Source organism: Halobacillus sp. ABH2_015 (assembly GCF_056158945.1).
On sequence record NZ_JBSWUG010000002.1, the window covers coordinates 3538750 to 3550370 of the forward strand.

An 11621-nucleotide genomic window follows, 5' to 3' on the forward strand; every position below is an offset into this window, starting at 1 on the left:
AAAACACCTGACTGATAACAGCCAGGTGCTCGTTGATTATTCGCTGTACACACTGCGGACGACGTTCGTTTGGGAACGGTCAGGACCGACAGAGAAGACAGAAAGCGGAATTCCTGTCAGCTGTGACACACGTTCGATGTAATGGCGTGCATTGGCCGGCAGTTCGCTCAGGTTTTTCACACCCGTGATGTCTTCCGTCCAGCCCGGCATTTCTTCATAGACCGGTTCACATTCAGCGAGAACTTTCAAGCTGGCCGGGAACTCCTCGATGATTTCACCTTTGTACTTATAGGCCGTACAAATCTTCAGCGTTTCGATGCCTGTCAGCACATCAATCGAATTCAGGGAAAGATCCGTGATTCCGCTCACACGGCGGGCGTGGCGGACAACAACACTGTCGAACCAGCCGACACGGCGCGGACGTCCTGTTGTCGTTCCGTATTCACGGCCGACTTCGCGGATTTGGTCGCCGGTTTCGTTTTCAAGCTCCGTCGGGAATGGACCGTCGCCGACACGCGTCGTATAGGCTTTGGATACACCGACAACGTGCTTGATTTTAGATGGACCGACACCGGAACCGATCGTAACTCCACCGGCAATCGGGTTGGAGGATGTGACGAACGGGTAAGTTCCCTGGTCGATATCGAGCATCACACCCTGGGCGCCTTCGAAAAGGACGCGGCGGCCGTCATCAAGGTTGTCATTCAGGACGACAGACGTATCGCATACATAAGAAGCGATCTTCTGACCATACTCGTAGTATTCATCAAGAATTTCATCCACGGTAAATGGTTCTGTTTCATACACTTTTTCGAACAGACGGTTCTTCTCGGCAAGGTTCTGCTCCAGTTTCTCTCGGAAGCTCTCCTTGTCCATGAGATCTGCTATCCGGATTCCTGTACGGGCCGCTTTGTCCATATAAGCCGGTCCAATTCCTTTTTTCGTCGTTCCGATCTTATTGGCGCCCTTTTCCTCTTCCTGAAGCGCATCCAGCTTCAAGTGGTAAGGAAGAATGACGTGCGCACGGTTGCTGATCCGCAGGTTGTCTGTGGAAACACCTTTATCGTGAAGGTATTTCAATTCCTCAAGAAGCGCTTTCGGATCAATGACCATGCCATTTCCGAGTACGCAGATTTTATCATCAAAGAAAATCCCTGATGGAATCAGGTGAAGTTTATAAGTTATTCCGTCAAATTTAATCGTGTGTCCCGCATTGTTACCACCTTGGTAACGCGCAACCACTTCGGCATTTTGTGAAAGAAAATCGGTAATTTTGCCTTTACCTTCGTCCCCCCACTGGGTTCCGACTACAACTACTGAAGACATAAGGCACCTCCGCAATGAATTTGGTTATTGGTTTGAATTTCCTTCGTCAGTTTACCAATTCCCGACGTGAAAGTCAACGCTGAATCCGAACATTAATTTCAATAAAATATTTCAATGTTCGATAATAGCCTATATATCAGGCTTTTCTAACAACTTAATAAAACTTATTATCCATTGATTTTGATTATAAAATTACTTATAATCACTTACAAGAGGATAGATATGGAAGGGGTTCTCCCATGTATCAGGAAGAAAGACTGATCGGCGTCATTGAATACTTAAAAAACAACCGCCGCATCACGATTGATCAAATGTGTGAGATGTTCGACATTTCACGAGATACCGCCAGGCGTGACCTGGTGAAGCTGGAAGAGCGCAAAGCCATTGTACGGACGCGGGGCGGAGCCATCCTGCCGAAAACCCATGCGGCTATTCAGGATTATACCCATCGTTTGAAGGCTGTATCCTATGAAAAACAGGAAATCGGCAGAAAAGCAGCTTCGCTGATCCATTCGGGGGATCATATCATTTTAGACACATCCACGACCGTACAGGCCTGCGCCAGTCAGATCTCGCCGATGGAGATCAAGGTGATCACCAATTCGATTCACCAGGCGGATATTCTCTCCAATGTCGGTCTCGTCTCCATCCAGCTCCTCGGAGGCTACCTGCAGAAGGAGCACCAGTTCCTTTACGGCGCTTCTGTCATTGAACGCCTGAAAAGCTATCATGTTGATAAAGCCTTCATCGGCGTAGTCGGCATCTCTGAACACGGACTGACCCTCGGACATGAAGAGGACGGGATGGTGAAGAAAAATATGATCAAGCAGGCCGGGGAAGTGATCGTCCTTGCTGATCATACGAAATTCGGTATGACGGAATTCTTTACGTTTGCAGGACTGGAGGATATCGACATGATCATTACCGATCAGGCACCGGAGGAACCTTTCCAGCGTCTATTGAAGGAATGCGGAGTAGAATTGATTGTCACAGAAGAGGAGGAGAAGGATTTATGGACTTGATTGCCATTGATCTCGACGGAACGCTTTTGAACAAGGAAAATTCGATCAGTGACGGAAATGCAGAAGCGCTGAAGAACGCACGGGAAAACGGCGTGGAAATCGTTATTGCGACAGGCCGGGCCTACTTCGATGTCCAGAAGATTTTTTCCAGTCTTCCCCTCCAGCCATGGGTCATCAGTGCAAACGGAGCCGTCATCCATACACCGGACGGCACCTTGTTTGAAGAAAAAGCACTGAATCGGCAGGATGCCGGGGAAGCCTTGGAGTGGCTGGAGCAGGAGGATTATTATTATGAGGTGTTCAGCGGCTCATCGATTTACACGCCGCAGAATGGACGGGAACTCCTTCACGTGGAGATGGACCGCCTCATCAGCGCCAATCCGGAAACTGATCAGCAGAGCTTGAGGCATGCACTGGATAAGCAGTTCAGCCAAAACGGCTTCGCTTTTGTCGAATCTTATGAGGAGATCGTCGAGTCCAAGGACCCGATGTACAACATCCTCGCTTTCACGTTCGACCTGGATAAACTCGAAAAAGGCAGAAACAAGTTCCGTGACCACCCATCGTTCACGATGGTGAGCTCTGCGGAGCATAATTTTGAACTGGAAGACCGAACAGCCTCCAAGGGCAATGCCTTAAGATCCGTAGCGGAGCACCTTGATATTCCGATGCACCGGACAGCGGCCGTCGGAGACAGTCATAACGACCTTTCCATGCTGAAGGCTGCTGGAAGAAGCGCAGCCATGGAAAACGCGGTCCGTGATGTGAAAGAAGCAAGCGATTACATCACGAAATCCAATGATGAGGATGGCGCAGCCTACGCCATCACCCACTACTTTTCTTAAGATCACCCACGACCCAGCGTGACTCTCCGGGAGGCGTGATGGGTGGTGATCATCATACATGGCTTCACAGAAGCTGATAAAAAAGACGCTCCTCCAGATCTCCCCTCTGGATGTGAGCGTCTTTTCGTTTCTTTCTCTTGTCAGGCCGGTGGTATATCGGCATCGGTATAACGGTGGTCAAGGTCGACGAACTTGTTGTACTCCTTCACGAAGGCCAGTTCGACGTTTCCGACCGGGCCGTTACGCTGTTTAGCGATAATGATTTCAATGATGTTCTGGCTTTCGGATTCTTTATCATAATAGTCATCACGATAAAGGAATCCGACGATATCAGCATCCTGCTCAATCGATCCGGATTCACGAAGGTCCGACATCATCGGGCGTTTATCCTGACGGGATTCCACACCACGGGAGAGCTGGGACAGGGCAATCAACGGCACGTTCAGCTCACGGGCCAGACCTTTCAGGGAACGGGAGATTTCAGAAACCTCCTGCTGACGGTTTTCTTTGGAATTCGCGCTTCCCTGGATCAACTGCAGGTAGTCGATCAAAATCATGCCGAGGCCGTGTTCCTGCTTCAGGCGGCGGCATTTGGAGCGGATTTCACTCACGCGCACCCCGGGGGTGTCGTCAATGTAGATGCCGGCGTTGGACAAGCTTCCCATCGCCATCGTCAACTTGTTCCAGTCTTCCGTTTCCAGGCTTCCGGTACGCAGACGCTGGGCATCGATGTTTCCTTCTGCGCAGAGCATACGGGAAACGAGCTGGTCAGCCCCCATCTCCAAACTGAAGATGGCCACGTTCTCATCTGTGTGCACGGCGACGTTCTGGGCGATGTTCAAGGCGAAGGCCGTCTTACCCATCGATGGACGCGCAGCGATAATGATCAAATCATTCCGCTGGAAACCGGAGGTGATGTGATCGAGGTCACGGTAGCCCGTCGGAATACCTGTCGTCGATCCATCGTTCATGTGCAGCTGTTCAATGTTGTCATACACATCGATCAGGACGTCTTTAATGCTTTTGAACGCACTGGAATTTTTCCGCTGGGAGACTTCTAAGATGTCCTTCTCTGCGGAGTTCAGGACATCGTCAATCTCTTCTTCCTCCGAATATCCTGTCGTCACAATGTTCGTAGCGGTTCGGATCAAACTGCGGAGCGTCGATTTTTCACCGACGATGTTCGTATAATAACCGACGTTGGCTGCGGTCGGCACCGAGTTTGCGATATCTGTCAGATAGGAAACCCCGCCGACCTCCTCCAACACCTTATTGTTGGAAAGAGCCGTGGTGACCGTAACCAGGTCGATTGGCTCGCCTCTGTCCGCAAGCGTCAGCATCACCTCGAATATCCGCTGGTGGCTTGCTCGATAAAAATCTTCCGGAAGTAAATTTTCTGCGGCTGTCGACATTGCTTCAGGTTCTAAAAAGATCGCACCGAGCACCGCCTGCTCTGCTTCTATATTATGAGGCGGGGTACGGTCGTTCCACATTTCACTCACTAGCTTTTCCTCCTCTAAATCGTTAACACCAATACATCATATTAACTCATATTCTGACCGCTGTCCATATGGCGGAAAGGGCAGAAAAGCGCCCTGTTCATCCGGACAATGGACAGGGCGCCTCTTTGATACATTTATTTTTCAGCGATGTGGACACGGATTGTGCCTGTCACTTCCGGGTGAAGCTTTACAGGAACGTTGGAGTATCCAAGCGTACGGATCGGATCATCCAGCTCAATTTTCCGTTTGTCGATCTTGATGTTGTGATCCTTCTTCAACTGCTCGGCGATCTGCTTGCTCGTAATCGACCCGAAAAGACGGCCGCTGTCGCCGGATTTCGCATCAAGCTTCACTTCCAGATCAGCGAGCTGAGCCTTGAGGCGCTTCGCTTCCTCCACTTCTTCCTGAGCCTGCTGCTCAACCTTGGCATCCTTGGCTTTTTGTGCCTGCATGTTGCCTTTGGTCGCCTCGACAGCCAGGTTGTTCTTCAGAAGGTAGTTACGTGCATAACCGTCGTTCACTTCTTTAATTTCGCCTTTTTTCCCTTTACCTTTTACATCCGTTTTGAATATGACTTTCATTCTGTGTCTCCCCCTTCAAAATATTCGTCAATAATATCCTGCAGCAAATCTCTGGCATCTTCAATCGTTGTGTCTTCCAGCTGTGTCGCCGCATTGGTCAGGTGACCCCCGCCATTCATCTTCTCCATGATGACCTGGACGTTGATGTCGCCGAGGGAGCGGGCACTGATGCCGATTCGGCCGTCACTGCGTTCAGATATGACAAACGATGCGACGATTCCACTCATCGTAAGCAGCGTATCTGCCGCTTGAGCGATGATGACAGGACCATAGGATTCACCGTGGTCGCCTGTTGATATGGCTATCCCATCTCTATATATGGACGCCTTCTCAATCAACTTGCTCCGCCTTACATAGACATCCAGATCCTCTTTCATGAATTTCTGGACCTGGACGGTATCCGCTCCTTTGGAACGCAGGTAGGAAGCGGCATCAAACGTTCGTGAGCCCGTACGGAGTGTGAAACTCTTCGTATCGACGATGATCCCGGCAAGCAGGGCCGTCGATTCAAGCATGGACAGCTTCAGCTTCTTCGGTTGATATTCCAAAAGCTCGGTGACAAGCTCGGCCGTGGAAGAAGCATATGGCTCCATGTAGACGAGCGTCGGATCCTTGATGAACTCCTCCGCCCGCCGGTGGTGATCGATGACGACGACATGCTCGGTCTTCGACAGCAGTTTTTCCTCCATGACCATGGATGGTTTGTGCGTATCGACGACGACGAGCAGTGTATTGTTCGTCACCATTTCGAGCGCATCTTCCGGCGGGATGAAGTACTCCCACAAGTCTTCATCCTTTTCAATCTCTTCGACCATCCGCTGCACGCCTGTATCGATATCATCCGGATCCAGGACGATGGCTGCTTTTTTGTCGTTGGCCTGAGCGATTTTCAGTATGCCGATGGAAGCCCCGATCGAGTCCATATCCGGGGATTTATGTCCCATAATCAAGACCTTTTCACTCGCCTGGACGAGCTCCTTCATAGCGTGGGAGATGACTCGTGCCCGTACACGCGTCCGTTTCTCCATCGGGTTGGTTTTACCGCCGTAGAAGCGGACCTTCCCGGAATCATCCTTGATGGCCACCTGGTCGCCGCCGCGGCCGAGAGCAAGATCCAGACTCGACTGAGACAGCTCCCCGAGTTCAGGCAGGCTGATCGGCCCGACACCGATACCGAAACTCAGTGTCAGTGGAACGTTCTGATCGGTAATCAGTTCGCGGACATCATCCAGGATTTCGAACTTCGCTTTTTCAAGCGTGTAAAGAATCTCTTGGTTCATCACAGCCATAAACCGTTCCTGTGAAGTGCGTTTCAAGTAGATGCCGTAGTCCCCGGCCCATTTGTTCAGAATGGAGGTTACCTGGGAATTGATATGGCTTTTCGCTGTATCATCCATTCCCTGCGTAATTTCCTCATAGTTATCAAGGAAGATGATCGCAAGTACCGTCTGTTCATTTTCATAACGGTTATGAATCTCGGTCTGCTGTGTCCGGTCAAACAGATAAAGCAGGCGCTCCTCCCGTTTGACAACCGTCTGGAATTTATAGCCGTCGATCGTAATCCACACCTCATCCTCCTCTTCCTTCAAAGCAGGAATCAGCTGATCCGACAGCTTTTTCAGCGATTCGCCGACGACCGTATCCTCATTCGTGAACCGGTTCATGTACGGGTTGGCCCATTCGACGGTGTAATTCTCGCTGTACAGGATAATTCCGATCGGCATTTCCAACAGAGCTTCCTCGCCCACCTTTTTCACCCGGTAGGAAAGGGTCGATATATATTCCTCGGTTTCATTGATCATGTGCTGTTCGGTGCGGACACTGTAGAATATCGATGCAGCAAGGAACAGCGTCATCAATAACCCGAGCATCCACTGATAATACCAGATAAACCCGAGCAGAATTAAGGAAATCGCATAGATGATCCATAAGTGTCCGCTCATCGTTGGTTTCTTAAAAAAGTTCGGCATTGCATTCAGCTCCTACCATCTTCTCCGAGCTAGTTTTTTTTCTTCTCACTGACATAGCTGCGCAGTGGAAATCCTAAGTCAATTATACCTAAAATTCGAACAAGATACATGATCAATCCCGGAGAAAGTAATGAAAAAACGATCACCAGGACAGGTACAGCCTTCGGCCACTTCTTCTGTGATGCGTAATAGAAGACGAATGAAAAGCCTTGGATGGCAAGCAGTGTGCCCGCCACAATGAAGACGTTGATGGCTCCGAAGTACACCCAGCCTTCCCGGTCTGCCACCACATAGTTCAAAATCATCGCAAAGAAGTAATACCACAGAATAGACGTCGGCAATCGGAAATTTTTAAACGAAGCAAAGGCATAGGATTTATTTTCGATTCTGTTCATGAGCTTGAACGTCAGCCACAAACTGATCAAGGCCGTGATGACGCTTGTCATGACGAAAATACTTGGGATGATGTCCGGGATGAAGGTGATCGCTTCACGGACTGTGTCCACAGCTTCCTCTGAGCTGTCCCCTTGTCCGAAAATACCCATCGTAGATTCCACCGTGTCTAAACTATCGCTCATCCCTGCGGTGAGTTCATCAATAAGATTGATGCCGAGAAGAAGCTGGACAAGCCCCATACCGAGGACCAGTCCTCCCGTATACCCGACGGTTCCAAGAGCAAGAGACTCATAGGCTGAACGGCCGGCATGCAGGACGCCGCCGGATACCACGCCCCCGATTCCCGCTGTGAGTGTAAAGGGAATGGAAAGGACCGGAACGATCAGCAGACTGAAGATCATCGTTAAACAAAACAGGAGCAGGCCGGGCTTCCAGCCGTGACGGCTGCTGTAATAAATGTATGGCACCGGCAGAACGAACAGCAGTAACGATCCGATTCCTCCCGGCAGGAAAATAATTACCAATAACAATAGCAGATATATCCCTGCCATTAAAGCCCCTTCGGTTATTCTTTTTGAGTTGTTCATATTCAGGTTGCACCTCGACTTTTTTCGCGCTGTCTTAACCTCCCTATTTTAACATATGTACGGTTTGTACGGGTTGTTGTTTACTCACACCTGTTCTGTCTTGGTGAACAGGTGTGAGTCTGGTATGATGAATGAAATTCCACCTGAGGAGGATATTCATGCTGACCGATTATCACGTGCATATGGCTGAAACAGGAAATTTAGACGTCGACTATCTGAGAACCTACATACAAAAAGCAAAAAACGAAGGCATTCAGGAATTAGGCATTTCTGAACATGCGTATTTTTTCCAGGAGACAAAAGAGATTCTCTCCAATCCGTGGGTCAACAACCGGCGGACCCTCGATTTCGACACCTACCAGCAGATGTTTGATGAAGCCGAAAAGCAGGGACTTCCCATTAAAATGGGCATCGAGATGGATTACATGCCTGGTAAGGAAAAAGAGATGGAAGCCTTTATCGAAAACCATCCCTTCGATTATGTGATCGGTTCCGTGCACTGGATCGACGAATGGGGCATCGATCTGGCCATTTACCGCGAGGAATATGAAAAAAGAGATTTGAAAGAAGTCTATGAGCAGTATTTCGACCGCGTCGTCACCCTCGCTGAATCCGGACTGTTCGACTTTGTCGGCCATATCGATGTGATCAAAGTATTCGGCTACCGTCCGGATGACCGTGATTTTCTTATCGGGCAGTACAGGCGGGCGGCGGAAGCACTGGCTTCTACGAATACGTTGATTGAAATCAGTACCGCAGGTCTGAGAAAACCGGTCGGAGAGCTGTATCCTGATCCTGATCTACTGAGGATCTGTAAGGAAGCCGGAGTTGGAATCGTTCTCTGCTCCGATGCCCATAAGCCGGACCATATCGGCTACCGCTATGATGCCGCCATCGACCTTGCGAAATCAGCCGGCTATTCGCATGTCCATACATTTACGAACCGAAAGGCTGAACGTCATCCGATCGGGTAATTAAAAAGGCCGGGCGCTCTCGACGAGCATCCGGCCTTTTCAGCTTGGAGAAAAACTTTTTTTCTAGTGACTCCAATACCTGGTCATGGATAGGATTTTTCCCACGCAAGCGGCAGTAACGACCCCTGTAATGTCCTATAAAACGGCGAAGGAGCGATGCTCAACGTTCTCTTTTATCAGAGGGTAAAGCTGTTTTCCCACAGGCGTCGGCACGAGGAGCGTTCGGTGGTGACGCCTGCGGGAACAGCGCGAGCCGAAGATCCAATTGGTCAAATGGTTTTCTTGACCAATTTAGCTGAGGCCGTGCCCGCGGCAAGCATCCACCGATAAGCGGAACGTGTCCCCCTGAACACGACATGCGGACAACTCTAACTGGATAGGACGAACTTTTTCTACAGACTGAAAGGCCGGACTCCTTATAAGGAGTCCGGCCTTTTTTTCATGATCTGTGTTGATTCATTAATAGCTGATTGGAGCTCCTGGTCCGACTGGGATGCCAAGAATGACCCAGACGAGCAAGAGCAGCAGCCATGCAAGCAGGAAGGCGACCGAATACGGAATCATCATGGAGATGAGGGTACCGATGCCGAGCTTCTTGTCATAACGCTGAGCAAATGCAATGACCACCGGGAAGTACAAGAGCAGCGGGGTGATCATGTTGGTCACAGAGTCCGCGATCCGGTACAGCAGTGTCGTGAATTCCGGGGAATATCCGAGATTCATCATGATCGGCACGAACACCGGTGCAAGAATCGTCCATTTCGCCGAAGAACTTCCGATAAAGAAGTTGACGACCATCGTCAGGCCGAGGAACGTCAGAATCAACCCGATACCGTCAAACCCTGTGGAATCAAGAAAATCGGCGCCTCTGAAAGCGATGACCGTTCCAAGGTTGGTCTCACGGAAGTAAGCGATAAACTGACCAGCCGTAAAGGCGAGAGCGATGTAGCCGCTCATCGTGGCCATCGTTTTTCCTAACAGCTTGGTCAAGTCTTTGTCATTGGTAATCTCCTTGACGACTATCCCGTAAATCAGTCCCGGGACGAGGAACAGGATGAAAATGACAAAGACCAGGGCGTTGAAGAACGGTGATTCGATATAAGCCCCGTCCCCGCGCAGCGGCCCGAACGAAAGATAGGCCATCAAAGCGAAGGTAAGCAGGAAACCGATACCGGCCCGGCGCATCCCTTTTTTCTCCAGGGCTGTCAGTTCATCAATCTCCCCGGCTTCGTCCCCTTTATAAGTGCCAAGACGCGGTTCTACAATTTTATCAGTTACGAATGTACCGACAATCGTAATCAACGCAACCGAAGCAGCGGCAAAGAAATAGTTCATCGTCACCGTGATCGTATCAGCGTAGGCAGGGTCAATGGTACCGGCCGCATCAGCCGTCAACTCAAGCAGAATGGCATCCGTGGACGTCAGCGCCAGGTTGGCACCGAAACCACCAGACACACCAGCGAAGGCCGCAGCCAGACCGGCAAGCGGATGACGTCCCAGTCCCAGGAACAGGACAGCGCCAAGCGGCGGAAGAACAACATATCCGGCGTTAACCGCCACACTGGACATGACACCGGCAAATACAAGCGCAGCTGTAAGCAGGCGGCGCGGGAAGGAAAAGACGATGCCCTTCAGTGAGGCGTTGATCAATCCTGTCTGTTCCGCAAGCCCGATACCAAGCATCGTTACAAGAACAGCGCCAAGTGGCGGAAAACCGATGAAGTTTTCAACGGCACTGTTGAATATATAATCCAGTCCACTGAGACTGAATAGGTTTTTGACTTCGACCACTTCTCCTGAGGTCGGGTTGGTGACAGATACACCGGAAAAGATGCCGGAAATCACCACGACAAGCGCTGCCAGAATGGCAAACAGCAGCAAAGGAGAGGGCAGTTTATTCCCCAGCCACTCGATCCCGTCTAATATACGGAAGAGAAGCTTTTTCGGGGCAGAAGCTTCTTTTTGTTGAGCATTCATAATGGTCCTCCTTGTTTTTTTATTTAATACTTACAAATAAGGTCGGCATTAAATTTAACAAGGGATTGTCTCAAAGTCAAAGTTTATGATTCACTTTTACAAAAACCACACCAAAATGAACCCACTGGCAGACGATTAGACGGCAAGATCGTCCGTTCCTCCTTATAAAGTTCCCCCTATACGGAGCGGCCTCGTTCCACTTATCGGTGGATGCTCCTCGTAACCTCACCAAAAAAAGAGAACGATTTTCCGTTCAACAGAAGATCGACCCCTAATTATTAGACAGAAAATAATCGAAAATGAACTTTTTCCAATTACGTATGGGCCGCAGACCGTTCCGGAAGAACGAGTGGTCCGGGATCGCTGAGCGTGGGTTTTGCGAGGAAGGTCGGGCGCGGAAAGGGAAGGGCTTACGCTCCTGGCGGTAAGACAGAAAAAAAG

The 11621-nt window shown here is 50.0% G+C and carries 9 protein-coding genes; 3 read left to right on the forward strand and 6 right to left on the reverse strand.

Translation table 11 applies throughout. From position 1 onward, the window contains the following. Nucleotides 1–36: 36 nt before the first annotated feature. Nucleotides 37–1326, reverse strand: coding sequence for an adenylosuccinate synthase (locus tag ACXAD6_RS18235; protein ID WP_027955905.1), 1290 nt, complete (start codon nucleotides 1324–1326; stop codon nucleotides 37–39). 239 nt (nucleotides 1327–1565) lie between these two features. Between ACXAD6_RS18235 and ACXAD6_RS18240 the strand changes: the two genes are divergently transcribed. Then, the gene (locus ACXAD6_RS18240; protein WP_474970121.1) at nucleotides 1566–2348 is read left to right on the forward strand and encodes a DeoR/GlpR family DNA-binding transcription regulator; all 783 of its coding nucleotides are present in this window, start codon (nucleotides 1566–1568) and stop codon (nucleotides 2346–2348) included. Continuing rightward, a complete protein-coding gene (locus tag ACXAD6_RS18245; protein ID WP_474970122.1) occupies nucleotides 2339–3193 on the forward strand; it encodes a Cof-type HAD-IIB family hydrolase in 855 nt (284 codons plus the stop codon). Before ACXAD6_RS18240 ends, ACXAD6_RS18245 begins: the two co-directional genes overlap by 10 nt. 140 nt (nucleotides 3194–3333) lie before the next feature. Here ACXAD6_RS18245 and dnaB read toward each other — a convergent pair whose 3' ends face one another. The 4 genes from dnaB to ACXAD6_RS18265 form a co-directional block, all read right to left on the reverse strand. Then, nucleotides 3334–4695, reverse strand: coding sequence for a replicative DNA helicase (dnaB, locus tag ACXAD6_RS18250; RefSeq protein ID WP_035532384.1), 1362 nt, complete (start codon nucleotides 4693–4695; stop codon nucleotides 3334–3336). Between the two features lie 134 nt (nucleotides 4696–4829). Next, on the reverse strand, nucleotides 4830–5276 hold the full coding sequence (gene rplI, locus ACXAD6_RS18255; protein ID WP_474970123.1) for a 50S ribosomal protein L9: 447 nt from the start codon (nucleotides 5274–5276) through the stop codon (nucleotides 4830–4832). Continuing rightward, nucleotides 5273–7246 (reverse strand): DHH family phosphoesterase, encoded by a 1974-nt coding sequence (locus ACXAD6_RS18260; protein ID WP_474970124.1) that lies wholly within the window; start codon nucleotides 7244–7246, stop codon nucleotides 5273–5275. Before ACXAD6_RS18260 ends, rplI begins: the two co-directional genes overlap by 4 nt. A 29-nt stretch (nucleotides 7247–7275) precedes the next feature. Further along, a complete protein-coding gene (locus ACXAD6_RS18265) occupies nucleotides 7276–8229 on the reverse strand; it encodes a YybS family protein (protein ID WP_474970125.1) in 954 nt (317 codons plus the stop codon). A gap of 158 nt (nucleotides 8230–8387) precedes the next feature. On the opposite strand from ACXAD6_RS18265, the gene ACXAD6_RS18270 reads away from it, so the two are divergent. Beyond that, entirely contained in the window at nucleotides 8388–9203 is an 816-nt protein-coding gene (locus ACXAD6_RS18270) for a histidinol-phosphatase HisJ family protein (RefSeq protein WP_474970126.1), read from the forward strand. 459 nt (nucleotides 9204–9662) lie between these two features. Here ACXAD6_RS18270 and ACXAD6_RS18275 read toward each other — a convergent pair whose 3' ends face one another. Then, the gene (locus tag ACXAD6_RS18275; RefSeq protein WP_474970127.1) at nucleotides 9663–11180 is read right to left on the reverse strand and encodes an AbgT family transporter; all 1518 of its coding nucleotides are present in this window, start codon (nucleotides 11178–11180) and stop codon (nucleotides 9663–9665) included. Nucleotides 11181–11621: the final 441 nt, after the last annotated feature.

Coding starts and splice junctions, on each gene's coding strand:
- ACXAD6_RS18275 (WP_474970127.1), bottom strand. CDS start 11,180: ATGAATGCTCAACAAAAAGAAGCTTCTGCCCCGAAAAAGCTTCTCTTC.
- ACXAD6_RS18270 (WP_474970126.1), top strand. CDS start 8,388: ATGCTGACCGATTATCACGTGCATATGGCTGAAACAGGAAATTTAGAC.
- ACXAD6_RS18265 (WP_474970125.1), bottom strand. CDS start 8,229: ATGAACAACTCAAAAAGAATAACCGAAGGGGCTTTAATGGCAGGGATA.
- ACXAD6_RS18240 (WP_474970121.1), top strand. CDS start 1,566: ATGTATCAGGAAGAAAGACTGATCGGCGTCATTGAATACTTAAAAAAC.
- ACXAD6_RS18235 (WP_027955905.1), bottom strand. CDS start 1,326: ATGTCTTCAGTAGTTGTAGTCGGAACCCAGTGGGGGGACGAAGGTAAA.
- ACXAD6_RS18245 (WP_474970122.1), top strand. CDS start 2,339: ATGGACTTGATTGCCATTGATCTCGACGGAACGCTTTTGAACAAGGAA.
- ACXAD6_RS18260 (WP_474970124.1), bottom strand. CDS start 7,246: ATGCCGAACTTTTTTAAGAAACCAACGATGAGCGGACACTTATGGATC.
- rplI (WP_474970123.1), bottom strand. CDS start 5,276: ATGAAAGTCATATTCAAAACGGATGTAAAAGGTAAAGGGAAAAAAGGC.